Source organism: Geodermatophilus sp. SYSU D00700 (genome assembly GCF_054050255.1).
Genome location: NZ_JBJGZA010000009.1, coordinates 33,602 through 56,222 on the forward strand (window position 1 = coordinate 33,602; position 22,621 = coordinate 56,222).

Annotated in this window: 25 protein-coding genes; 15 read left to right on the forward strand and 10 right to left on the reverse strand. The window is 75.7% G+C overall.

Annotated features, from left to right (window positions below):
• Positions 1-84: 84 nt before the first annotated feature.
• The 5 genes from mshA to ACI79V_RS09480 are packed head-to-tail and all read left to right on the forward strand — an operon-like array spanning position 85 to position 4,682.
• A complete protein-coding gene (mshA, locus tag ACI79V_RS09460) occupies positions 85-1,368 on the forward strand; it encodes a D-inositol-3-phosphate glycosyltransferase (protein ID WP_456888648.1) in 1,284 nt (427 codons plus the stop codon).
• Positions 1,365-1,949, forward strand: coding sequence for a YbjN domain-containing protein (locus ACI79V_RS09465; RefSeq protein ID WP_456888650.1), 585 nt, complete (start codon positions 1,365-1,367; stop codon positions 1,947-1,949). Before mshA ends, ACI79V_RS09465 begins: the two co-directional genes overlap by 4 nt.
• Positions 1,946-3,547 carry an MFS transporter gene (locus ACI79V_RS09470; RefSeq protein WP_456888652.1) on the forward strand — a complete coding sequence of 534 codons (1,602 nt, stop codon included), beginning with the start codon at positions 1,946-1,948 and terminating at the stop codon, positions 3,545-3,547. Before ACI79V_RS09465 ends, ACI79V_RS09470 begins: the two co-directional genes overlap by 4 nt.
• 10 nt (positions 3,548-3,557) lie before the next feature.
• Positions 3,558-3,860, forward strand: coding sequence for a hypothetical protein (locus ACI79V_RS09475; RefSeq protein ID WP_456876318.1), 303 nt, complete (start codon positions 3,558-3,560; stop codon positions 3,858-3,860).
• A 48-nt stretch (positions 3,861-3,908) separates the two neighbouring features.
• Positions 3,909-4,682: a phosphoglyceromutase gene (locus ACI79V_RS09480; protein ID WP_456888654.1), complete on the forward strand. Its 774-nt coding sequence runs from the start codon at positions 3,909-3,911 to the stop codon at positions 4,680-4,682.
• A 57-nt stretch (positions 4,683-4,739) separates the two neighbouring features.
• Here ACI79V_RS09480 and phoU read toward each other — a convergent pair whose 3' ends face one another.
• Positions 4,740-5,399, reverse strand: coding sequence for a phosphate signaling complex protein PhoU (gene phoU, locus ACI79V_RS09485; RefSeq protein ID WP_456888655.1), 660 nt, complete (start codon positions 5,397-5,399; stop codon positions 4,740-4,742).
• A gap of 221 nt (positions 5,400-5,620) precedes the next feature.
• Between phoU and ACI79V_RS09490 the strand changes: the two genes are divergently transcribed.
• A complete protein-coding gene (locus ACI79V_RS09490; RefSeq protein ID WP_456888657.1) occupies positions 5,621-6,838 on the forward strand; it encodes a sensor histidine kinase in 1,218 nt (405 codons plus the stop codon).
• The gene (locus ACI79V_RS09495) at positions 6,835-7,515 is read left to right on the forward strand and encodes a winged helix-turn-helix domain-containing protein (protein ID WP_456888659.1); all 681 of its coding nucleotides are present in this window, start codon (positions 6,835-6,837) and stop codon (positions 7,513-7,515) included. The genes ACI79V_RS09490 and ACI79V_RS09495 overlap by 4 nt, the downstream gene beginning before the upstream one ends.
• A 91-nt stretch (positions 7,516-7,606) precedes the next feature.
• Here the strand turns inward: ACI79V_RS09495 and ACI79V_RS09500 are convergent, their stop codons facing one another.
• Positions 7,607-7,828: a DUF3072 domain-containing protein gene (locus ACI79V_RS09500; RefSeq protein WP_456888660.1), complete on the reverse strand. Its 222-nt coding sequence runs from the start codon at positions 7,826-7,828 to the stop codon at positions 7,607-7,609.
• Between the two features lie 10 nt (positions 7,829-7,838).
• Complete coding sequence (locus ACI79V_RS09505; protein ID WP_456876312.1) at positions 7,839-8,048, reverse strand: hypothetical protein; 210 nt, start codon at positions 8,046-8,048, stop codon at positions 7,839-7,841.
• 81 nt (positions 8,049-8,129) lie between these two features.
• Between ACI79V_RS09505 and ACI79V_RS09510 the strand changes: the two genes are divergently transcribed.
• Positions 8,130-9,131 (forward strand): helix-turn-helix domain-containing protein, encoded by a 1,002-nt coding sequence (locus ACI79V_RS09510; RefSeq protein WP_456888662.1) that lies wholly within the window; start codon positions 8,130-8,132, stop codon positions 9,129-9,131.
• Positions 9,132-9,143: 12 nt separating this feature from the next.
• On the opposite strand, the gene ACI79V_RS09515 is transcribed toward ACI79V_RS09510, so the two are convergent.
• The 3 genes from ACI79V_RS09515 to ACI79V_RS09525 form a co-directional block, all read right to left on the reverse strand.
• Entirely contained in the window at positions 9,144-9,983 is an 840-nt protein-coding gene (locus tag ACI79V_RS09515; RefSeq protein WP_456888664.1) for a class I SAM-dependent methyltransferase, read from the reverse strand.
• A 5-nt stretch (positions 9,984-9,988) separates the two neighbouring features.
• Positions 9,989-12,187, reverse strand: coding sequence for a bifunctional MFS transporter/dTMP kinase (locus tag ACI79V_RS09520; protein ID WP_456888666.1), 2,199 nt, complete (start codon positions 12,185-12,187; stop codon positions 9,989-9,991).
• 93 nt (positions 12,188-12,280) lie between these two features.
• Complete coding sequence (locus tag ACI79V_RS09525; protein ID WP_456888667.1) at positions 12,281-13,087, reverse strand: hypothetical protein; 807 nt, start codon at positions 13,085-13,087, stop codon at positions 12,281-12,283.
• An 87-nt stretch (positions 13,088-13,174) separates the two neighbouring features.
• Here ACI79V_RS09525 and ACI79V_RS09530 point away from each other — a divergent pair, with 87 nt between their 5' ends.
• Both ACI79V_RS09530 and ACI79V_RS09535 read left to right on the forward strand, forming a co-directional pair.
• Positions 13,175-14,119: a Ppx/GppA phosphatase family protein gene (locus tag ACI79V_RS09530; RefSeq protein ID WP_456888669.1), complete on the forward strand. Its 945-nt coding sequence runs from the start codon at positions 13,175-13,177 to the stop codon at positions 14,117-14,119.
• Positions 14,119-14,883 (forward strand): hypothetical protein, encoded by a 765-nt coding sequence (locus ACI79V_RS09535; protein ID WP_456888671.1) that lies wholly within the window; start codon positions 14,119-14,121, stop codon positions 14,881-14,883. The genes ACI79V_RS09530 and ACI79V_RS09535 overlap by 1 nt, the downstream gene beginning before the upstream one ends.
• An 18-nt stretch (positions 14,884-14,901) precedes the next feature.
• Here the strand turns inward: ACI79V_RS09535 and ACI79V_RS09540 are convergent, their stop codons facing one another.
• The gene (locus ACI79V_RS09540) at positions 14,902-15,471 is read right to left on the reverse strand and encodes a type 1 glutamine amidotransferase domain-containing protein (RefSeq protein WP_456888672.1); all 570 of its coding nucleotides are present in this window, start codon (positions 15,469-15,471) and stop codon (positions 14,902-14,904) included.
• An 86-nt stretch (positions 15,472-15,557) separates the two neighbouring features.
• Here ACI79V_RS09540 and proC point away from each other — a divergent pair, with 86 nt between their 5' ends.
• From proC to ACI79V_RS09565, 5 genes are all read left to right on the forward strand, one after another.
• Positions 15,558-16,376, forward strand: coding sequence for a pyrroline-5-carboxylate reductase (proC, locus tag ACI79V_RS09545; RefSeq protein WP_456876304.1), 819 nt, complete (start codon positions 15,558-15,560; stop codon positions 16,374-16,376).
• 250 nt (positions 16,377-16,626) lie between these two features.
• Positions 16,627-16,968 (forward strand): helix-turn-helix domain-containing protein, encoded by a 342-nt coding sequence (locus ACI79V_RS09550; RefSeq protein ID WP_456876303.1) that lies wholly within the window; start codon positions 16,627-16,629, stop codon positions 16,966-16,968.
• Positions 16,969-17,454: 486 nt separating this feature from the next.
• On the forward strand, positions 17,455-17,553 hold the full coding sequence (locus tag ACI79V_RS09555; protein ID WP_012854759.1) for a 30S ribosomal protein bS22: 99 nt from the start codon (positions 17,455-17,457) through the stop codon (positions 17,551-17,553).
• A 10-nt stretch (positions 17,554-17,563) separates the two neighbouring features.
• Positions 17,564-18,682 (forward strand): NAD-dependent epimerase/dehydratase family protein, encoded by a 1,119-nt coding sequence (locus ACI79V_RS09560; protein WP_456888673.1) that lies wholly within the window; start codon positions 17,564-17,566, stop codon positions 18,680-18,682.
• Positions 18,675-19,583: a lysophospholipid acyltransferase family protein gene (locus tag ACI79V_RS09565; protein WP_456888674.1), complete on the forward strand. Its 909-nt coding sequence runs from the start codon at positions 18,675-18,677 to the stop codon at positions 19,581-19,583. The genes ACI79V_RS09560 and ACI79V_RS09565 overlap by 8 nt, the downstream gene beginning before the upstream one ends.
• An 88-nt stretch (positions 19,584-19,671) precedes the next feature.
• Here the strand turns inward: ACI79V_RS09565 and ACI79V_RS09570 are convergent, their stop codons facing one another.
• The 3 genes from ACI79V_RS09570 to ACI79V_RS09580 all read right to left on the reverse strand — a co-directional run bounded on the left by ACI79V_RS09570 (position 19,672) and on the right by ACI79V_RS09580 (position 22,603).
• Positions 19,672-20,586, reverse strand: coding sequence for an HAD family hydrolase (locus ACI79V_RS09570; protein ID WP_456874379.1), 915 nt, complete (start codon positions 20,584-20,586; stop codon positions 19,672-19,674).
• A gap of 84 nt (positions 20,587-20,670) precedes the next feature.
• Positions 20,671-21,891 (reverse strand): DUF5667 domain-containing protein, encoded by a 1,221-nt coding sequence (locus ACI79V_RS09575; protein WP_456888675.1) that lies wholly within the window; start codon positions 21,889-21,891, stop codon positions 20,671-20,673.
• A 97-nt stretch (positions 21,892-21,988) separates the two neighbouring features.
• On the reverse strand, positions 21,989-22,603 hold the full coding sequence (locus ACI79V_RS09580; protein WP_456888677.1) for a sigma-70 family RNA polymerase sigma factor: 615 nt from the start codon (positions 22,601-22,603) through the stop codon (positions 21,989-21,991).
• Between the last annotated feature and the right edge of the window lie 18 nt (positions 22,604-22,621).

A 22,621-nucleotide genomic window follows, 5' to 3' on the forward strand; every position in this document is an offset into this window, starting at 1 on the left:
GCCGCGACGGCGCTCCGGACGGGGACGAGGCGGGAGGTCGGAGTGCCTGCTCGCCGTCTCCTGCCGCACCGTGCGCCGCGCCGGGTGGCGACCATCTCGGTGCACACCAGCCCGCTCGACCAGCCCGGCGCCGGCGACGCCGGGGGCATGAACGTCTACATCGTCGAGGTCTCCCGCCGGCTGGCCGCCCGCGGCATCGCCGTCGACGTCTTCACCCGCGCCACCTCCAGCGACCTGCCGCCGGTGGTCGAGATGAGCCCCGGCGTCTGCGTGCGGCACGTCAGCGCCGGGCCGTTCGAGGGCCTGGGCAAGGACGAGCTGCCCGCCCAGCTGTGCGCCTTCACCGCCGGCGTGCTGCGCGAGGAGGCCCAGCACGAGCCCGGGCACTACGACGTCGTCCACTCGCACTACTGGCTCTCCGGCCAGGTCGGCTGGCTCGCGCGCGATCGGTGGAGCGTGCCGCTGATCCACACCGCGCACACGCTGGCCAAGGTCAAGAACGCCGCGCTGGCGGACGGCGACCGCCCCGAGCCGCGGCTGCGGGTGATCGGCGAGGAGCAGGTGGTCGCCGAGGCCGACCGGCTGGTGGCCAACACCGAGGAGGAGGCGCGCCAGCTCGTCGAGCACTACGGGGCCGACCCGCGGCGCACCCTCGTCGTCCCGCCGGGGGTCGACCTCGACCGGTTCGCGCCCGGCGACCGCGCCGTGGCCCGCCGTGTCCTGGGCGTGCCCGCCGACGCCGTCGTGCTGGCCTTCGTCGGTCGCATCCAGCCGCTCAAGGCGCCCGACGTGCTGCTGGCCGCGGCCGCCCGGATGCTGGAGGACGACCCTTCCCTCCGCGGCCGGCTGCAGGTGCACGTGGTGGGGGCGCCGAGCGGCTCGGGTCTGGAGGCGCCGCGCCAGCTCGAGGAGCTGGCCGCGTCCCTGGGCATCGCCGACCTCGTGCGCTTCCTGCCGCCGCAGCCGCCCGAGCGGCTGGCGCTGCACTACCGCGCCGCCGACGTCGCCGTCGTCCCCAGCCACAACGAGTCCTTCGGCCTGGTCGCGCTGGAGGCACAGGCCTGCGGGACGCCGGTGGTCGCCGCCGCGGTCGGCGGCCTGCCCACGGCGGTGCGCGACGGCGTCTCGGGGGTGCTCGTCGCCGGCCGCGACCCCGGTGCCTACGCCGCCGCCATCCGCTCGGTGCTGGCCCGGCGGCCGCTGCTGGCCGCCGGTGCCCGCCGGCACGCCGCGGACTTCTCCTGGGACCGCACCGCCGACGCCCTCGTCGCGGCCTACGCCTCGGCCGCCGCCGAGATGGCCGCGGCCGCGCGCCGCGCGCTGCGGCCGGTGGTCGGGGTCCCGCTGGGCACGCAGGTGGCCTGGTGACCGGCGGCACGGACGGCGCCGAGCGCCCGGCCCGGGCCGACGTCGTGGCCCGGCTCGACGCCGTCGTCGACCGGACGCTGCGCGAGGCCGAGCTGGTGCACGAGCACCCGGCGCCGGGCCGGTGGCTGGTGGACCTGCCCGGCACGCACAAGCTCAAGACGGTGTGCGGGCTGGTCGTCGGCGAGCACGCGCTGCGGGTCGAGGCGTTCGTCTGCCGCCAGCCCGACGAGAACCGCGAGCAGCTGTGGGCCCACCTGCTGCAGCGCAACGCCCGCATGTACGGCGTCGCGTGGTCGATCGACCGGGTCGGTGACATCTACCTGACCGGGCGGCTGCCGCACGCCGCGGTGACGCCCGAGGAGCTCGACCGGGTGCTCGGCGCGGTGCTCAGCTACGCCGACGACTCCTTCAACACCCTGCTGGAGATCGGGTTCGGCACGTCGATCCGCCGCGAGTGGGAGTGGCGGGTCCGGCGCGGGGAGTCCCTGCGCAACCTCGAGGCGTTCGCCGCCTTCGCCCGGGCCGGCCGCACCGACCGGCAGGGTGACGGGGGAGGGGATCCCCCGGACGGCGGGGGATGACCGCCACCGAGCGGGACGGGGCGCTCACCGAGGCCGAGGAGCGCCCCGGCTACGCCCGGCGGTGGTGGGTGCTGGCGACCATGACCGTGTGCCTGCTCGTGGTGATCACCGGCAACACCACGCTCAACGTCGCCATCCCCACGCTGCAGCGCGAGCTGGGCGCCACGCAGGGCGAGCTGCAGTGGGCCGTGGACGCCTACATCGTCGTCTTCGCCGGGCTCTTGTTCTCCTGGGGCGTGATCGGTGACCGGATCGGCCGGCGCCGGGTGCTGCTGGTCGGCCTCACCGTGTTCGCCGTCGGGTCGGTGTTCGCCGCGTTCTCCGGCAGCCCGCTCGAGCTCATCCTCTGGCGCGCGGTGATGGGGGTCGGCGGCGCCGCCGTGCAGCCGACCACCCTCGCCGTCATCACCAACGTCTTCCCGGCCGGTGAGCGCGGCCGCGCGATCGGCATCTGGGCGGCGACCGCGGGGCTCGCCGTCGCGGGCGGCCCGCTGGCCAGCGGCGCGGTGCTCACCCACTTCTGGTGGGGCGCGGTCTTCCTCGTCGGCGTCCCGGTGGCCGTGCTCGGCGTCGTCGGCACGTTGGCGGTCGTCCCCGAGTCCCGCGACCCGTCGCCGGGCCGGCTCGACGTCCCCGGGGTGCTGCTGTCGATCGTGGCCCTGGCCGGCCTGGTCTACGGGATCATCCACGCCGGCTCCGGGGTGGGCTGGGCGACGCCCGGGGTGCTGGTGCCGCTGGTCGGCGGCGCACTGCTCATGGCCCTGTTCGTCTGGCTGCAGCGGCGCTCCTCGCACCCGGCGCTGGACGTCTCGCTGTTCCGCGTCCCGGCCTTCTCCGCCGCGGCCGCCGCCCTCGGCCTGAACTTCTTCGCGCTGATGGGCGCCACCTTCTACCTCGTCTACTACCTGCAGGGCGCCCGCGGCTACGACCCGCTGCAGTCGGGTGCCGCGCTCATCCCGGTCGCGCTCGGGATGGCGCTCATGGCGACGCGCAGTTCCCGGCTGGCCGAGCGGTTCGGCGCCAAGGCCGTCTGCGCCGGCGGGTTCGCCCTCATCACCCTGTCGTTCCTGGGTTTCCAGCTGCTCGACGAGGCGGCGCCGCTGTGGTTGCTGGTCACCGTGCTGAGCGTGCAGGGGCTCGGCATGGGCGCGGTCATGGCGCCGGCCACCGAGTCGATCATGTCGGTGGTGCCGCGGGAGAAGGCCGGCGCCGGTGCCGCGGTCAACAACACCGTCCGGCAGGTCGGCGGCGCGCTGGGCGTGGCCATCCTCGGCTCGCTGCTGGCCACCGCCTACGCCGCGAACGTCGGCCGGGCCGTCGACGTGCTGCCCGCGCCGGTCCGCGACGAGGCCAGCACCTCGATCGCGGCCACGCTGGAGGCCGCCCGGACGACGGCGGTGCAGGCCCGCGCGGCCGGCGACGAGGCCACCGTGGCCGCGGCGGTACGGCTGGAGGACACCGCCCGCGACGCGTTCGTCTCGGCGATGCACCTGACCGCCGTCGGCACCGCCACCGCCTCGGCCGTCGCCGCCGTCGTGGTGCTCGTCTGGCTCCCCGGCCGCCGCCGGCCGGGGACAGGGGCGCCGTCCGCGGCCTAGCGTGGGCGGCGTGCAGGAGCCACCCGCGCAGCAGGAACGGCTCGGCCGGGCGCTGATCGGCGTGGTGGCCGCCTCCGGCCTGGTCTACCCGCTGCTGCTGTGCGCGGTGCAGCTCGTGCTCGCCCAGCTGGTCGTGGTCGACGTGGGCGCGACCGTGCTGTGGCTGGGCGTGGCGCTGACCTGCAGCGTGGCGCTGGTGGCCGCGGTGCGCTGGGGCGCGGCCCGCCGGGTGCGCAGCCCCTGGCTGCTGGTGGGCCTGGCGCCGCCGGTGCTCTACGAGGCCTGGGTGCTCTGGCCGCTGGTGACCCGTTAGGCCGCCTCGGCGGGCCGCCGGCCGGGCGGGTCGGGCAGGATGGACTCCGTGACCCAGTCTGCGGCGACCGCACCCGGCACCCTGGTCCTGCTCCGCCACGGCGAGAGCGAGTGGAACAAGGCCAACCTGTTCACCGGCTGGGTCGACGTCGAGCTGTCGGAGAAGGGCCGCGCCGAGGCCGCCCGTGGCGGCGAGCTGCTGGCCGAGCACGGCCTGCTGCCCGACGTGCTGCACACCTCGCTGCTCAAGCGCGCGATCACCACCGCCGAGCTGGCGCTGGCCGCCGCCGACCGGCAGTGGATCCCGGTGCGCCGCTCCTGGCGGCTCAACGAGCGGCACTACGGCGCGCTGCAGGGCAAGGACAAGGCCGCCACCCTCGCCGAGTACGGCGAGGAGCAGTTCATGGTGTGGCGGCGCTCCTACAGCACCCCGCCGCCGCCGATCGAGCCCGGCAGCGAGTACTCCCAGGACGCCGACCCGCGCTACGCCTTCCTGCCGCCGGAGGTCCGCCCGGCCACCGAGTGCCTGGCCGACGTCGTCGTGCGGATGCTGCCGTACTGGTACGACGCGATCGTCCCCGACCTGCGCACCGGCGCCACGGTGCTGGTGGCCGCGCACGGCAACAGCCTGCGCGCGCTGGTCAAGCACCTCGACGGCATGGGCGAGGAGGAAGTCGTGGGCCTCAACATCCCCACCGGCGTCCCGCTGCGCTACGACCTCGACGACGACCTGCGGCCGGTCAAGCCCGGCGGCGAGTACCTCGACCCCGAGGCCGCCGCGGCCGCGATCGAGGCGGTCAAGAACCAGGGCAAGCAGAAGTAGCGGAGACGCCGAGGGCCTCCCCACCGCACGGTGGGGAGGCCCTCGGCGTCTCCGGGATCACGTGGGGATGGAGGTCATCTCCCGCTCGCCGGTGACCAGGTAGACCACCCGGCGGGCGACGCTGACGGCGTGGTCGGCGAAGCGCTCGTAGTAGCGGCCGAGCAGCGTGATGTCGATGGCCGACTCCATGCCGTGCGGCCAGCCCGGGCTGAGCAGCTCGGTGAACAGCTGCCGGTGCAGCGCGTCCATCAGGTCGTCGTCGCTCTCGAGCTCGGTGGCCGCGCGGACGTCGAGCTTGGCGATCACCGCGCCGGTCTTGGTCACCAGGCTCTGCGCCACGTGGCCGGCCTCGAAGAAGATCGGCCGCACCTCGGCCGGGACGGCCGACTCGGGGAACCGCATCCGTGCCAGCTTCGCCACGTGCACCGCGAGGTCGCCCATGCGCTCGAGGTCGGCGACGATCCGCATGGCGGTGGTGATCGTGCGCAGGTCGGTGGCAACCGGCTGCTGCCGGGCCAGCAGGGTGAAGCAGCGCTCCTCGATGCTCTCGCGCACCGCGTCGACGTGCTCGTCCCCGGCGATGACGAGGTCGGCGAGGGCGACGTCGGCGTCGAGCAGGGCGGTGGTCGCCTTGCTCATGGCCGAGCCGACCGAGTTCGCCATCTCCACCAGGCAGGTGTTGATGTCCTCGAGCTCTTCGCGGTAGTGCTCGCGCACGGGTCCTCCTCCCGACCGGTCGGACGCCGGCCCCCGCCGTCCGGACACCGTCTGCTCGATGCGCCGCCAGCTGTCCCCCCGAGGGTAGGTGCTGTTCCGCGGCCTGCAGGTCCGGGCCGGGTGAACGCCGGGGCACCCGGGTGTGAACAATCGCCCGGACCGGTTCTGCGGCCACTCACACGGGGGATGTCCCCGGTGGGGTGCGGCCTAGCATCGGTTCCGTGATCCTGTTGGCCGTCCTCGGCGGCCTCGTCGTCGGCGCGGTCCTGGGGGCCGTCGTCGTCCTGCTGGCCCGGCGGTCGTCCGCCGCGGCCGAGCAGGCCGGGGCCGACCCCGGGGACGCCGCGCGGGAGGCCGCGCTGGCCAGGAGACTGCTCGACCTCATGGACCCCGCCGTCGTCGTCCTCGACAAGGACGACGCCGTCGTGGTGGCCAACCCCGCGGCGCGGGCCCTCGGCATCGTCCGCGACCGGCGGCTGCTGGTCCCCGCCCTGCAGCAGGTGGTGCGCGAGGTGCACTCCTCGGGGAGCCGGCGCGCCGACGTGTCGCTGCCCGGCGAGCTCGTCGGTGGCGGCTCCCGGCTGGTCGGCGTCCACGGCATCCCGCTGGACGCCGTCCCCACCGTCGTCCCCGGCCCGGTCGCCCTCGTGCTCCAGGACGTCACCGAGGCCCGCCGGGTCGAGGCCGTCCGGCGCGACTTCGTCGCCAACGTCGGCCACGAGCTGAAGACGCCGGTGGGCGCCCTGGGGCTGCTGGCCGAGGCCATGCTCGGCGCCGCCGACGACCCCGAGACGGTGCAGCGCTTCGCCGCCCGCATGGCGCACGAGGCCGACCGGCTGGCCAAGCTGGTGCGCGAGCTGATCGACCTGTCGCGACTGCAGGGCGCCGAGCCGCTGCCGGAGCTGGTGCCCGTCGACGTCGACACGGTGCTCGCCGAGGCCGTGGACCGCACCGGGCTGGCCGCCGCCGCGAAGGGGATCACCATCGCCGTCGGTGGCCGGCGCGGGCTGGTGGTCCGCGGCGTCGAGTCCCAGCTGACGACGGCGGTCACCAACCTGCTGGCCAACGCCGTCGCCTACAGCCCGGAGAACACGCGGATCGCCGTCGGGGCGCGGGCGCGCAGCGGGCAGGCCGAGATCGCCGTCACCGACAGCGGGATCGGCATCCCGCGGGCCGACCGCGAGCGGGTCTTCGAGCGCTTCTACCGCGTCGACCAGTCGCGGGCCAGCAGCACCGGGGGCACCGGGCTCGGGCTGGCGATCGTCAAGCACGTCGCCAGCAACCACGGCGGCTCGGTCAGCGTGTGGAGCGAGGAGGGCCTCGGCTCCACCTTCACCCTCCGCATCCCCCTGGCGGTCGAGGACCCCTCCGACCGCCCCGAACCCGCCGGCGCGGCGCGCGACGCCGAGGCCGCGGTCCTGCAGGAAGGACGGTCATGACCCGAGTGCTGGTGGTGGAGGACGAGGAGTCCTTCTCCGACGCGCTGTCCTACATGCTCGGCCGGGAGGGGTTCGAGGCGGTCGTCGCCGCCACCGGGCCCGACGCCCTCGCCGAGTTCGACCGCGCGGGGGCCGACATCGTCCTGCTCGACCTCATGCTCCCCGGCCTGCCGGGCACCGAGGTCTGCCGGGCACTGCGCTCCCGGAGCAACGTCCCCATCATCATGCTCACGGCCAAGGACTCCGAGGTGGACAAGGTCGTCGGCCTGGAACTCGGCGCCGACGACTACGTGACCAAGCCCTACTCGGCCCGGGAGCTGGTCGCCCGCATCCGTGCGGTGCTCCGCCGCCGCGGCGACGTCGAGCCCGCCGACGACGGCACGCTCGAGGCCGGCCCGGTGCGGATGGACGTCGAGCGGCACGTGGTCGCCGTCGACGGCGAGCCGGTGGCGCTGCCGCTCAAGGAGTTCGACCTGCTCGAGCTGCTGTTGCGCAACGCCGGGCGGGTGCTGACCCGCGGGCAGCTCATCGACCGGGTGTGGGGCTCGGACTACGTCGGGGACACCAAGACCCTCGACGTCCACGTCAAGCGGCTGCGGGCCAAGATCGAGCCCGACCCGGCCAACCCCAAGCACCTGGTGACGGTGCGCGGCCTGGGCTACAAGTTCGAGCAGTGAGAGGACCCCTCCGCCCCCCACCGCTCGCTCGCGGCGGGACCCTGCGAAGGGGCCGTTCCAGCACGTCAGCGGGCCGCGGGACCGGCCGGGGTCACTGACCCCGGCCGGTCTCCTCCTGCAGCTCGTCGATCTTGCGCGACGCGTCGGCCTTGGTGATGTCGTCGGGCACGTCCTCGCCGGCCTGGCGGGCCAGCGTGTGCAGGTAGCTCTTCTGGGCCCCGGTGGCGGGCTCGTCGCCGGTCACCCAGTCCGACGGGTCCTTCTCCGCGGTCGGGTCGCCGGCCTGGCCCGTGTTGACGTTCGCTTCGCTCATGTGTTCGATCCTAGGCGGGGGTGAGCTCCGCCGCAGCCCGAGCCGGAGGGGTGGTGGAGCGCGACGCCCAGCGGCGTCCGGTCCGGTAGACGTGCACGCTCCCGCAGGAGGGGCACTCCACACCCAGGGCGATGTGGGTCGGGTGGTTGGTGACCGACCGGATGCGCCGGTCGGCGACCAGCTCGTCGGTCCGGGTCACGGGGCAGGTGATCAGCAACATGCGACGAGCGTGCTCCGCGGCCCCCCGCCGCACGAGTGGCAGGAACGACACGGTCCGCGTCTTTTCTGCCATGCTGTGCGCATGACCGGATCCGACCGTCCCCTCGTCGTCAGCGCCGTCGTCGCCGACGGTCTCGTGGGCAGCTTCGGGGTGGGCGTGGCCGCCGAGGTGTTCGGCTACGACCGGCGGCACATGGGCCTGCCGCGCTTCGACTTCGCCCTGGTCAGCGAGCGGCCCGGGGTCCTGCGCACCGACACCGGCATCGCGATCACCGTCGAGCACGGCTTCGAGCGGCTGGCCGCCAGCGACATCCTGCTGGTGACCGCCTGGGAGCTGGTCGACCACGAGCCCACCACCGCGCTCGTCGAGGCGCTGCGGGCCGCGCACGACCGCGGCGCGCTCATCGTCAGCCACTGCACCGGGGCCTTCGTCGTCGCGGCGGCGGGCCTGCTCGACGGCAAGCGGGCCACCACGCACTGGCGCTACGCCGGCGAGCTGGCCGCCCGGTTCCCGGCCGTGCGGGTCGACCCCGCCGTCCTCTACGTCGACAACGGGCAGGTCATCACCGGTGCCGGCACGGCGGCCGGCGTCGACGCGACGCTGCACCTGGTGCGCCGCGAGTGGGGCGCCGCCGCGGCGAACGCGCTCGCGCGCGAGATGGTCGTCCCGCCGCACCGCGACGGCGGGCAGGCCCAGTTCATCGACGCGCCGGTCGCCCGCTGCGAGGACGACCGGCTCTCGCTGGTCCTCGAGTGGGCCTGCGCGCACCTGGCCGAGGACATCAGCGTCGAGGTGCTCGCCCGCCGCGCGCTGATGAGCCCGCGCAGCTTCGCCCGCCGGTTCAAGGCCACCACCGGGACGACGCCGCACGCGTGGCTGCTCGGCCAGCGGCTGGCCGCCGCCGAGACGCTGCTGGAGGAGAGCGACGCGCCGGTCGAGGAGATCGCGCGGCTGGTCGGCTTCGGGACGGCCGCCGGCTTCCGCGAGCAGTTCGCCCGCCGCCGGGGCGTGTCCCCGCGCGCCTACCGGCAGACGTTCCGGACCGCCGCGGCGGTGCCCGTGGGGGAGGGCTCGGCCGCCTGACCCGGCCGCGGCTCAGTCGAGCGGGATCGGGCGGGCGACGCCGACCAGGGAGTCCAGCCGCCCGGCGTTGCTCGGCGCCAGCGGGCTGCGCACCACCCGGGTGAGGGCGAAGCCGGCCCGGGCCAGCAGCATCGCGTGCGTGCGCGGCGTGAAGTGCCAGATGTGCTCGGCCGGCTTGAGCGTCCACCAGCGGGTGCCCAGCAGCCGGGCGGGCAGCGAGGACACGTAGGGGGTGGAGAACAGCACGATGCCGTCGTCGGCCACCAGCGAGCGCGCCGCCCGCCAGAAGTCGAGCGGGTCGGGCACGTGCTCGACGGTGTCCCACGCGCACAGGACGTCGACGCCGGGCTCCAGCGGCGCCTCGGCGAGCTGACCGCAGAAGACGTCGAGTCCGAGGGCCTCGACGGCGTGCCGGGCGCCGGTGCGCGAGAGCTCGACGCCGCTGGTCCGCCAGCCCGCCGCCCGGGCGGCGTCGAGGAACAGGCCGTACCCGGCGCCCACCTCGAGCAGCCGGCCGCCGGGGGCCCGGCCGCGGACCCGGTCGAGCAGCGCCAGCCGGCCGGCGGTCCAGGTGCGCTGCAGCAGCATCGCGGGGTCGAGACGGTGGGGCTCCTGCGCGGCCTCCCCGTACACCCCGCCCTCGAAGTAGCCGACGTCGTCGTAGAGCCGCTGCAGGGCCGCCGGTGCCAGCCGTGGGCTGACGAACACCAGCGAGCACGACGGGCAGCGGACGACCCCGAAGGGCCGCAGGTCGTGCACGAGTCGGCCGCGCACGCCGCAGAGGCAGCAGTCGACCTCCTCGGTGTCCTCGGCGGTCCACGTCACCGGGGCGGAGGTCACCGGGGCAGCCACGGCGGTCAGCCTACGGAGCGGCCGGCGCTCCTCCCGGTAGCGGTGCGCGCCGCGCCGACCGGCGGGTCGTCGGCACCGCCGGCCCCGCTGCCCTCCGCGCCGCCGGGGCCGGCCTCGGGGTAGCGCTGGGCGAGCAGTGCGGTGAGCCGGCGCCTGACCACGGGGGAGACCAGTCCGTCCCCGCCGGTCGGGGCGTCGGCGGCGAGCAGCTCGCCGGGGACGACGACGTAGCGGTCGGGGGCGGCGTCGGCCTGGGCGAGGAAGCCGGCGCGCACCGCGTCGGCGTCGGCGCCGGCCGGGGCCGCGGTGACGTCGGAGTCGACGACGACGGTCAGGTCGGGCAGCAGGCCGCGGGTGGCCCACAGCGAGGTGCGGGTGATGCGGTCGGCGTCGAGGCCCTGCCCGGCGCCGTGGAAGGCGATCGAGGTGTCCACGTAGTGGTTGCACACCACGACCTGGCGCCGCTGCAGCGCCGGGCGGATGACCGTGGCCACGTGCTCGGCGCGGTCGGCGGCGGCCAGCAGCGCCGCGGTGTAGGCGGCCACCGGGCGGCCCTCGCCGTCGGTGACCGGCTGGCCGGGCGCGGCCTCGGGCGCCGACGGGTAGAGCAGCTGGCGCACCTGGCGGCCGAGCGCGGTGTCGCTGGGCTCGTGGGTGGTGACCACCGGGTGGCCGGTGCTGCGCAGCACGCGGGCGAGGTCGGCGGTGTAGCGGCGGGTGAGGTCGCGGTCGGCGCCCTCCACCACGACGAACAGCCCGACGCCGCTGGAGGACGCCGAGAGGATGTCCGAGCTGCCCCACAGCAGCCGCAGCAGGTCCCGGGGGCGGGTGTGCGCCCGGCCGCGGGGGGCGACCTGCCGGACGGCGTAGCCGCTCACCAGCAGCGCGATGACCCCGCCGATCAGCAGGGTCAGCCCCGGGCCGGTCAGGGTGAGCAGCAGCTCCCCGACGCGCAGGTCGTGCGTGCCGAGCAGACCCGCCAGGCCCGGGCCGACGGCGACCGAGAGCAGCAGCACGATCCGCACCGACGAGACGACGAAGGCGAACACCCGCCCGCGCAGCCGGTCCTCGACCTCGAAGCCGATCAGCGTGTAGCCGATGATCCAGGCGATCCCGGCGAACAGGCCGACGAGGAAGGCCGCGGCGGTGGCCAGCACGAAGTCCCGCAGCACCGACATGGCCAGCAGGGCGATGCCGGCCAGGCCGATCGAGCGGGCGAACAGTGACCGCCGCGGCACCGTGGGCAGAATCCGCGGCCCGGTGAGCATGCCCAGGGCCAGGCCGGTGAACACGATGCCGAACACCACGCCGTAGCCGGCCGCGCCGGCGTCGAGCGTGGCGATGTAGAGCTGGGCGACGCCGATGATCAGGCCCCCGGCGCCGAACGCGCCGATCACGCCGACGTAGAGCGCGCGCATCAGCGGCTGGCCGCGCAGGAACGAGATCCCCTCGGCGACGAGGGAGAACACGTTGGTCGGCGCCTCGCGGTCGACGGCCGTGGGCGGGATGAGCCGGCGGGACAGGAACACCGTGACCGCCGAGACCGCGAAGCTCGCGGAGTTGAACAGCAGGGCGACCGTGATCGCCGTGCGCGCGTCGCCGCCCTCCTCGCTCCCGGGGAACACGCGGGCGACGGTGGACAGCAGGGCGAACAGCAGCGAGGCCACCGGCACCGAGCCGTACACGCTGAACAGCGAGACCTGGTTGGCCACCGCGAGCCGCTCCCGCGGCACGATCGCCACCCAGATCGCCTGCTTGGCGGGGTTGGTGAACAGCCCGACGGCCTCGACCAGGAACTGGGCGACGTAGAGCCAGGTCAGCTCGTAGCTGACCGCGATCGACAGGTACAGCCCGCAGGCGAGCAGCTCCCCGACGACGACGGTGATCCGCCGGTCGAGCCGGTCTGCCAGCGCCCCGGCCAGCGGGCCGAGCAGGAGGTCGGGCAGCAGCCGGGTGAGGATGACCCCGGAGATCGCCGCGCCCTGGACCGCGGTCGACTCGTCGCGGGTGAGCTGCTGGGCGAGCGCGGTGGTGGCGAGCAGGCCCAGCCAGTCGCCGAGGCTGGAGACGGTGATCGACGCCCACAGCCGCCGGAACACCGGGATCCGCACCAGCGCGAGCAGCGCGTTGTCGGCCCGGTGCCCGCTCGGCGACGACCCCGACGCGCGCGTGCCCGCCGGGTCCGCCGCCTGTCCGTCGCTCACTGTCCTCGCCGTCCGGTCGTCGCGGTCGTCCTGGGCAGGGTAGTGGCGCGGGGTGACGTCCGGGGGTCACCGCACCCGGACGGAGGAGAACGCTCAGTCCGCCGGCCGCCGCCGCTGCAGCGTCAGGGGGACCGGGGCGGGGCTGGCCGGGTGCGGCGCGACCAGCCCCTGGTCCAGCCGTGCCTCGGTGAGCCGGCGCAGCTCGGCGTAGGCGGCCGGGCCCAGCAGGGCGGTGAGCTCGGCGGCGTAGGTGAGCACGAGCGGCTCGGGGGAGACGTGCGCGGCGGGGGAGCCGGTGCACCACCAGTGCAGGTCGGCGCCGCCGGGGCCCCAGCCGCGGCGGTCGAACTCGCCGACCGTGCTGACCAGCACCGTGCTGCCGTCGGGCCGCTCGACCTCCTCCTGCTCGCGGCGGACCGGCAGCTGCCAGCAGACGTCGGGCTTGGTGTAGAGCGGGTGCAGGTCCTCGCGCAGCGCCATGCGGTGCAGCGCGCAGCCGGTCCCGCCGGGGAAGCCGGGCCGGTTGAGGAACACGCAGGCGCCGTCGACCAGGCGGGTGCGCAGCGACCGGATCCCGCCCTCGTCGTCGGCGGTGTCCTCCTCCGTCCAGGCGCCGCGCCCGACCGGCGCGAGCTGCCAGTCGTCGTCGGCGAGGTCGGCGACGGCGGCGGTGACCCGCGCGAGGTCGTCCTCGTCGCTGAAGAAGGCGCCGTGGCTGCAGCAGCCGTCGTCGGCCCGGCCGGGGACCACGCCGGCGCAGCCGCGGCCGAAGACGCAGGTCCAGGCCGAGGACAGCCAGGTCAGGTCGGCGCGGACCCGGTGCCGGGGGTCGGCCGGGTCGGGGAACTCCACCCACTCGCGGGCGAAGTCGGGATCGACCTCGGGCGGCACGTCCTCCACGGCGCCAGGCTAGAGAAGGGCCGCCTCCCCCTGACGCCTCCCTGCGCTGGGCACGAGTCCCCGGAGGGCGCCAGGCAGACTGGGCCCATGCGGCTCGGGGTGCTGGACGTCGGCTCGAACACCGTCCACCTGCTCGTGGTCGACGCCCACCGCGGGGCCGAGCCCACCGCCCAGCACGACGACCGCTGGCTGCTGCGCCTGGCCGAGCACGTCGGCGCCGACGACGTGCTGTCCAGGGAGGGCGAGAAGGCCCTGGTCAAGGCGGTGCAGAAGGCGTGCGTCCAGGCGGAGGAGGAGGGCTGCGACGAGGTCCTCGCCCTGGTCACCTCGGCCATCCGCGAGGCGCGCAACGGCATGGAGGTGCTCGCGCGGGTCCGCCAGCGGACCGGCGTCGACCTGCAGGTCACCAGCGGCGAGGAGGAGGCCCGGCTGACCTTCCTCGCCGTGCGCCGCTGGTACGGCTGGAGCGCCGGGCGGCTGCTGGTCCTCGACATCGGCGGTGGCTCGCTGGAGCTGGCCGCCGGCACCGACGAGGACCCCGACGTGGCCCTGTCGCTCCCGCTGGGCGCCGGCCGGATGACCCGCCGGTTCCTCCCCGAGGCCGCGACCGGGGGCCGTCCCGACCTGGCCGCGCTCCGCGCGCTCGGCGAGCACGCCGCCGACGTGCTCCGGCCGGCGGCCAAGAAGCTCCGCGGCGCCGGGCCGCCCGACCTGGTCGCGGCCACGAGCAAGACCTTCCGCACGCTGGCCCGGCTCACCGGCGCCGCGCCCTACTCCGCGGGCCTGCGCGTGCCCCGCGAGCTCAGCGCCGACGGCCTGGGCCAGCTGATCGGTTTCGTGTCCCGCATCGAGTCCCGCGCGCTGGCCGAGCTGCGCGGCGTGTCGCCCGACCGCGCCCACCAGGTGCCCGCCGGTGCCGTGGTGGCGCAGGCCGCCATGCAGGCACTGGATCTACCCTCCGTGCGGATCTGCCCGTGGGCCCTGCGCGAGGGCGTCATCCTCCGCCGGCTCGACACCTTGGGAGGCGCGTGATGGCACAGCCCCGCCGGGACCCCGATCCCGGGCGCGGGCCCGAGACCGGCGGGCGGCCGCTGGCCGACATCCTCCGCGAGGCCGGCATCGAGGCACCGCGCAGCGCCCGTCGGCGGCGGGGCGACACCGGCGACGTCCCGATCAAGCAGCGCCAGCGCGACGCCGACACCGACGCCGACCGGCCCAACCCGGGGCGCCGGGCCAGCGACACCGGCCGGGTGTCGGAGAGCAGGGTGTCGGACACCGGCCGCGTCGCCCGCGAGGCAGCCCGGCCTGCCCGGGAGCCGGACCGGGACACCGGGCGGGTGTCGCCGGAGGAGCCCGGCCGCGGGCCACAGGGACCCTCCACGGCGGCCATCCCCGGGATCCGGCCCTCGCGCAAGCCCGGCGTCCCCGGCGCCGACGGTCCCGCTCCCGCCACCGGGCCCATCCCGGTGGCCCGCGCCCGCGAGACGCAGGTCCTCGACGAGCCGCTGGGCGCCCGCGAGGGCGCGCTGGCGTGGCTGCGCTTCGCCGGCGAGCTCGTGGTCGCGCTGGCCGCCGGCGTCGGCATCTACTTCCTCTCCACCGTGGTGTGGGAACAGCTGCCCCAGCTCGCGGTGGTCCTGGTCCCGCTGGCGGTCACCGGGCTGGTCGCGAGCGTGGGGGCGTGGCGCGCGCGGACCGGCCGCGAGCCCACCGGCCCGAGGCTGGTCGCCGTCCTCGTGTTCGCCGGGACGCTGCTCACCATCGCCCCGGCCGCCGGGCTGCTCGCCGCCACCTGAGCCGGCGGGCGGGCCGGCTCACCCGTCCTCGTCGGCCTCGTCGTCGGTGGCCTGCGCGAACCGCTCGACGATCGCCGCGCAGAAGGCGTCGAGGTCGTCGGGGTCGCGGCTGGTGACCAGGTTGCCGTCGACGACGACCTCCTCGTCCACCCACGTCGCGCCGGCGTTGCGCAGGTCGGTCTGCAGCGAGGGCCACGAGGTCATCCGCCGCCCCCGCACGACGTCGGCCTCCGCGAGCACCCAGGGCGCGTGACAGATGGCCGCCACCGGCCGGCCCGCCTCGAAGAAGGCCGTGACGAAGGCGACCGCGTCGGCCTCGGCCCGCACGAAGTCCCCGTTGACGACGCCGCCGGGCAGGACCAGCGCCGCGTAGTCGTCGGGGTCGGCGGTGGCGACCGTCGTGTCGACCTTCTTCTGGTCTCCCTTGTCGAGGTGCTGGAAGGCGGTGATCGTGCCGCCCGCCAGGGACACCAGCTCCGGCTCGGCCCCGGCCTCCTCCAGGGCCTGCCAGGGCCGGTCGAGCTCCACCTGCTCGACGCCGTCGGTCGCGAGCACGGCCACCTTCATCCCGTCCAGTTCTCCTGCCATGCGGGCGCGGCTACCCGGGCCCCCCGGGCAGCACACCCGCGCGCACTACGGTCCCGACCGGGGACCTCGACAGGCGGGAGCGGGCGATGGGCGGACGGCGGGGACTGGCGGTCCTGGGCGGCGGCAAGATGGGCGAGGCCCTGCTGGCGGGGCTGGTGCGGCGCTCGGGCCCCGACGGCGTGGTCGTCTGCGAGCGGCACCCGGAGCGCGGGGCCGAGCTCGCGGCGCGCTACGGCATCGACGCCGTCGGCGTGGCGGAGGCCGCCGCGCGGGCGCGGGTGCTGCTGCTGGCGGTCAAGCCCCAGGACCTGCCGTCGCTGCTCGAGCAGCTCGCGCCGTCGGTGGACCCCGGGCACCTGGTGGTGAGCATCGCCGCCGGCTTCCCCACCGCCGCGATCGAGGCGGCGTTGCCCTCCGGGGTCCCGGTGGTGCGGGTCATGCCCAACACCCCGGCGCTGGTCGACCAGGGGATGAGCGTGCTCTCGGCCGGGAACTCGGCGGGGGAGGCCGAGCTCGACGAGGCCGAGGCGCTGCTGTCGACCGTCGGCCGGGTGGCGCGGGTGCCGGAGTACCAGCAGGACGCGGTGACGGCGCTGTCGGGCAGCGGGCCGGCCTACTTCTTCTACCTCGTCGAGGCGATGGTCGACGCCGGCGTGCTGCTCGGCCTGCCGCGGGCGCTGACCACCGAGCTGGTGGTGCAGACCGCGCTGGGGTCGGCGGTGATGCTGCGCGAGTCCGGGGAGCACCCGGCCCAGCTGCGCGACGCGGTGAGCAGCCCCGGCGGGACGACGATCGCCGGCATCCGCGAGCTGGAGCGCCACTCGGTCCGCTCGGCGCTCATCGCGGCCATCGAGGCGGCCGCGCAGCGCTCGGTCGAGCTCGGCCGGGCCGACGGGAGCCGGTGACCGTACCCCGTCTCACGGCTCCGTTCGTGGACGCTGCGTCACCGTGTCGACACATCTCCTTGCTGACGCGCCGATACAGCTGTGAAGCGAGTTGCATAGGTGTAGTTCTGCCCAGGACGGACCGTTCCGCATGTCCGTTTCTTCCATCGCTTCCGTCACGCGGGTCCCCCTACTCTCTGTGTCAGCACGTGTGAGTCCCGTAGTCGGTGGGGAAGCCGGCGCTCGACTCGTGCTGAGTCCGGAGACAGAGATGACCATGCCCCAGCGCACCAACGCCGCCTACGTCCGCCCGGCCGTCCCCGGCCCGCGCCCGATGGCCCGCCCGATCCCGGCCGCCGCCGTCGCCCGCCCGGTGGGCCCGCAGCACCCCGCCGCCGTCCCGGTCGGCCGCGCCGCCGTCCCGCAGCCGCGCGCCGCGGTCACCTTCCTGACCGTCGCCGAGGTCGCCAGCATGATGCGCGTCTCCAAGATGACCGTGTACCGCCTCGTCCACGCCGGCGAGCTCTCCGCCGTCCGCGTCGGCCGGTCCTTCCGCGTGCCCGAGCGCGCCGTCCAGGACTACCTCCGCGACGCCTACACCGACATCGCCTGACGCCGGCACGCCGTCGGCCCACCGGCCGACGAGGCCCCCACCCGCGACAGCGGTGTCGCGAGGAGTGGGGGCCGGAGGCTCCCGCGAGGAGTGACGGTCGGGCTCCGCGCGACGCGGGAGGGCACCTGGCCGCGGTGTCGCGAGGAGTGGGGGCCGGAGGCTCCCGCGAGGAGTGACGGTCGGGCTCCGCGCGACGCGGGAGGGCACCTGGTCGCGGTGTCGCGAGGAGTGGGGGCCGGAGGCTCCCGCGAGGAGTGACGGTCGGGCTCCGTGCGACGCGGGAGGGCACCTGGTCGCGGTGTCACCCGGAGGGTGACGGTGTCAGAGCGTCGCCACGGGGGCGCCGGGTAGGCTCGGGCGCCGAGCGACAACCCCGGCCCCGGCCGGAACCGTCGCACACGAGCTGATCCACACTCGCGTGGCGCCCGGTTCCGACCCCCGCGGTCGCCGGCGGGCGCCCCGCGGCCACGACGTCGGGAGCAGGACATGGGTTCGGTCATCAAGAAGCGCCGCAAGCGGATGGCGAAGAAGAAGCACCGCAAGCTGCTGAAGAAGACCCGCGTGCAGCGTCGCAACAAGAAGTGAGCTGAGGCTCGTGCCGCCTGCCGTCGTCCTGGTCACCGGCGTGAGCCGGTGGCTCGGCGGTGCGCTGGCGGCCGAGCTCGCTCAGGACCCGGCCATCGACCGGGTCATCGGGGTCGACACCGTCCCGCCCTCGGCGGAGCTGCTGCGCCGCCTCGGCCGCACCGAGTTCGTGCGGGCCGACATCCGCAACCCGCTGATCGGCAAGGTGGTCAGCACCGCGGGCGTCGACACGGTCGTCCACATGAACATCAGCTCCACCCCGGCCGGGTCCGGCGGGCGCGGGCCGATGAAGGAGCTCAACGTCATCGGGACGATGCAGCTCCTGGCCGCCTGCCAGCGCGCGCCGTCGGTGCGCCGGCTGGTGCTCAAGTCGACCAGCGCCGTCTACGGCGCCTCGCCGCGCGACCCGGCCGTGTTCACCGAGGCCATGCAGGCCCGCCGGGTCCCCTCGGGCGGCTTCGCCAAGGACAGCCTCGACATCGAGGGCTACGTGCGCTCCTTCTCGCGCCGGCGTCCCGACGTCGGGGTGGCCGTCCTGCGGTTCACCAACTTCATCGGCCCGCGGATCGACTCGGTGCTGAGCGGGTTCCTGCGGATGCCGGTCGTGCCCACGGCGCTGGGCTACGACGCCCGCGTCCAGCTGCTGCACGAGGACGACGCGCTGGGCGTGCTGACCCGGGCCACCACGGGGGAGTTCACCGGCACGGTGAACGTCGGGGGAGAGGGCACGTTGCTGTTGTCGCAGGTCATCCGCCGGCTGGGCCGGCTGCAGCTGCCGGTGCCCTCGCCCGCCCTGGGGTCCCTGGGCCGGCTCACCCGTCGCTTCGGCGGCGTCGACTACTCACCGGAGCAGATGCGCTTCCTCAACTTCGGCCGCGTCGTCGACACCACGGTGCTGCGCACCGAGTTCGGCTACACGCCCCGCTACACCACCGCCGAGGCCCTGGCCGACTACGCGCGCACCGTCCCCCCGGTGGTGTCGCCCGGCCTGGTCGCCGACGTCACCACCCGCGCGCAGGAGCTGGTCTCCCGGGCCGGGTCGGTCGCCTCCTCGGTGGGCTCGACGGTGCACGGCCGGCTGCGCCCGGCACCCGCCCCGCCGGGGCTGCGGGCGGTGCGCGATGCCTGAGGCCCGCGTCATCCGGCTGCGGCCCGACGACGAGCAGCCGCACGTCCCGCTGCCGGCGGACCCGAGCTGGGACGACCAGGTCGCCGGTGGCCTGGACTTCCTCCGCCGCCGGCTGACCGGCGAGTACGAGACCGACGAGTTCGGCTTCGACCCCGACCTCACCGACCACCTCCTGCTGCCGCTGCTGCGGCCGCTGTTCTCCCGCTGGTTCCGGGTGGAGACCCACGGCGTGGAGAACGTGCCCAGCACCGGAGGTGCACTGGTGGTGGCCAACCACTCGGGCACCGTGCCGGTCGACGCGCTGATGACCACCGTGGCCCTGCACGACGACCACCCGGCGCAGCGGCGGTTCCGGCTGCTGGGGGCCGACCTGGTCTTCGAGCTCCCGGCGATCGGGTCGCTCGCCCGCAAGTTCGGCGCCACGCTGGCCTGCAGCGAGGACGCCGAGCGGCTGCTCTGCGGGGACGAGCTGGTCGGGGTCTTCCCCGAGGGGTTCAAGGGCATCGGCAAGCCGTTCCGCGACCGGTACACCCTGCAGCGGTTCGGTCGCGGGGGTTTCGTCACGGCGGCACTGCGCACCGGCAAGCCGATCATCCCGTGCGCGATCGTCGGCGCCGAGGAGATCTACCCGATGATCGGCAACGCCCGGACGCTCGCCCGGCTGCTCGGGCTGCCCTACTTCCCGGTGACGCCGACCTTCCCCGCCCTCGGCCCGCTCGGGCTGGTGCCGCTGCCGTCGAAGTGGCTCATCGCCTTCGGCACCCCCATCGAGACGGCGTCCTACGGCCCCGCCGCCGCCGAGGACCCGATGCTGGTGTTCAACCTGACCGACCAGGTCCGCGAAACCATCCAGCAGTCGATCTACCAGCTGCTCCTGCAGCGCTCCTCCGTCTTCAGTTGATCCCGCGCCGGGCCGCACTTCGTGCACACACCGCGGCCCCGGGCGTCGCCCGAGCGCGCTGCGTGCACGAACCGCGCCGGCCGACGGGTCAGAACGGCCAGGCGTTGCGACGACGGAGGGCCACGGCGCCGCCGACGACGCCGCCGGTGAGCGCCGCCGCGGCGACCGTGGGGACGCCGATCCGCGCCGCCTTGCGGCCGGTGCGGAAGTCGCGCACGGTCCACCCGCGCGAGCGGGCGACGGCGCGCAGCTCGGTGTCGGGGTTGACCGCGATCGCCGTGCCGGTCAGCGAGAGCATCGGCAGGTCGTTGGCCGAGTCGCTGTAGGCGGTGCAGCGGGAGAGGTCCAGCTCCTCCCGCTCGGCCAGCGCCCGCACCGCCTCGGCCTTGGCCTCCCCGTGCATCAGCTCACCGACCAGGCGCCCGGTGTAGCGGCCGTCGACGACCTCGGCCACCGTGCCGAGCGCCCCGGTCAGCCCCAGCCGGTGGGCGATGATCCGCGCCAGCTCGACGGGGGTCGCGGTGACCAGCCAGACCCGCTGCCCGGCGTCGAGGTGCTGCTGGGCGAGGTTGCGGGTGCCCGACCAGATCCGGTCGGCCATCAGCTCGTCGTAGATCTCCTCGCCGGCCTGGGTGATCTCGGCGACCTCCCGGCCGGCGACGAAGGCGAGCGCGTTCTCGCGGATGTTGTGCATGTCGTCGGCGCTCTCGTTGCCGGCGACGCGGAACTTGGCCTGCTGCCAGGCGAACCGGGCGATGTCGCGGGAGCTCAGGTACTTGCGGGAGGCCAGGCCGCGGGCGAACCAGAACAGCGAGGCGCCCATCATCATCGTGTTGTCGACGTCGAAGAAGGCGGCGGCCGTGCGGTCGGCGACGACGACGGGGACCGGCTCGACCTCCGCGGCCGCGGCCGACGCCAGGCCCGCGACGTGCGCGCGGATCTCCTCCTCCGACGGCGCGCCGGCGTCCTCGCGCCGACGGCGCCGGAACGGCAGTCCCGGCACGGGCACCCTCCCCCTGGTCCGGCGGCCGCCGCGTGGCGGCACCCGGTCGACCCTATCGGCACCCCCGGGCGGGGCCGCCGGGCCTCAGCAGACCAGCGGCCGGACGCAGACGGGCAGCGGGGTGTCCAGGAGCGAGCCGGTCGAGCTGCCCGGGACGGCCGGATCCGACGGCGTCGGGCCCGCACCAGGCATCGGGAGCGGCGGCAGCGGCAGCTCCGGCAGCGGCAGCTCGGGCAGCGGGAGCCGCGGGACGGGGAGCTGCGGCACGGGCAGCTGCGGGACCGCCGGCCGGCCGGCCGGTCCCGGCGGCGGCGCCGTCGGCGCGCTGCTCCCGGTCGGCGGGGCGACGCCGGACGGGCTGCCCGCGGTCGGCGCCGCCGGTGACCCGCCCGGGCCCGCCCCGCCTCCCGAGCCGCTCCCCGGAACGGGGGACGTGGGTGTGGCGGGGGGCGGAGCCGCGGGCGATGCCGGGTCCCGGCCCCCGGCGGGTGCGGGTGCGGGTGTGCTGGCGCCGGACGGGGCCGGGACGTCGTCGCACGGCACGGGCAGCGGGCCGAGCTCGTCGGCGCCGGCGGTGACCGGCCCGACCGGGCAGGCGAGGCCCTCCCGCAGCCCCGCGGCCCGCGCGCCGACCTCGCTGACCAGGTCGAGCGACCCCGCGGCACCGGCGTCCGCGGGCAGCGCCCGCTGAAGCTCCGCGAGACCACTGCGCTGCTCGTCGGTCCAGTCGTCGAGCACGGTCAGCGGCGCGGCGTCGCGGGTTTCGGCAGCCCGGGTGAGCACCAGCGCGGCGCCCTCGGTGGTCTGCGCGTCCATCGCCGCCAGCGTGTCGCGCACCAGGTCGGCCGGTGGCGCGCCGGGCGTCGAGCCGACCAGGGCGTCGAGCTCCGCCAGCCGGGTGGTGGCGAACCCGAGCAGCGTCAGGCCGCGCTCGTCGCCGGCCAGGGCCAGCCGGGTCTGCTCGGTGCCGCGCTTGACGCCGTAGAGGACGTCGCCGGGCTGCGCGCTCCCCGACAGCGCGACCACCGCGCCCAGGCCCGTCACCGCGACGGCGACGCCGGCGACCGCGGCGACCGCCCGGGGCCGCCGGACGCGCGCCAGGCCGCGGGAGCGGGCGGGGACCGGCTCCGGGGCGCGGACGGCGGCCATCGTGACCAGCCGGGCACGGGTGGCGGCGCGGAAGCCGGGTGCCGGGTCGCCGTCGAGGTCGGCGGCGAGGGCCCGCAGGCGCTCCTCGACGGCCGCCTCGCGCTCCCGCACGGACACCCGGCGGGACGCCCCCGCGGCAGCGTGGCGGTCGCTCACCTGGCTCCTCCGGTCGGTCGGTCGGCTCTCGGCCGACCGGGGCAACGACGCCGGGCCGGACGCGTTCCGGCGTGTCCCCCGTCCGGGGTCCCGGGCGTCACCGCAGCCCCTCCGGCAGCAGGGCGGCCAGCCGCCGCACGGCGCGGTGCTGCAGCGCCTTGACCGCGCCGTCCCTCTTGCCCATGACCGCGGCGGTCTCCGCCACCGACAGCCCCTGCAGGAAGCGCAGCGAGATGCACTCCTGCTGCTCGCTGCCCAGCCGGCGGACACAGGCCAGCAGCTGCTCGTTGGTCAGCCGCGCGACGACGACGTCCTCGGGGCCGTCGGTGGCGCGGTCGGCGTCGCGCATGTCCGCGGTGGTGACCTCCAGCCGGAACCGGCTGCTCTTCACGTGGTCGAGGACGAGGTTGCGCGCGATGGTCACCAGCCACGCGCCGACGTCGCGGCCCTGGAACGACAGCGAGTCGATGCGGCGCAGCGCCCGGACGAAGGTCTCGCTGGTGAGGTCCTCGGCCAGCGACCGGTCGCCGACCCGGTGGAGCAGGTAGCGGTGGACCGTCGTCACGTAGTGGTCGTACAGCCGGCCGAACGCCTCGGCGTCCCCGTCCTGGCTGCGGCGCACCAGGCCCCACACGTCGACCCGGTCGGCGGGCAGGACCTGCCCCAGGGCGGCGAGCTCCGCGGCGAGGCCGTCGTCCGCCGGCGCGTCCACGGCCGGGAGGGGGGACGG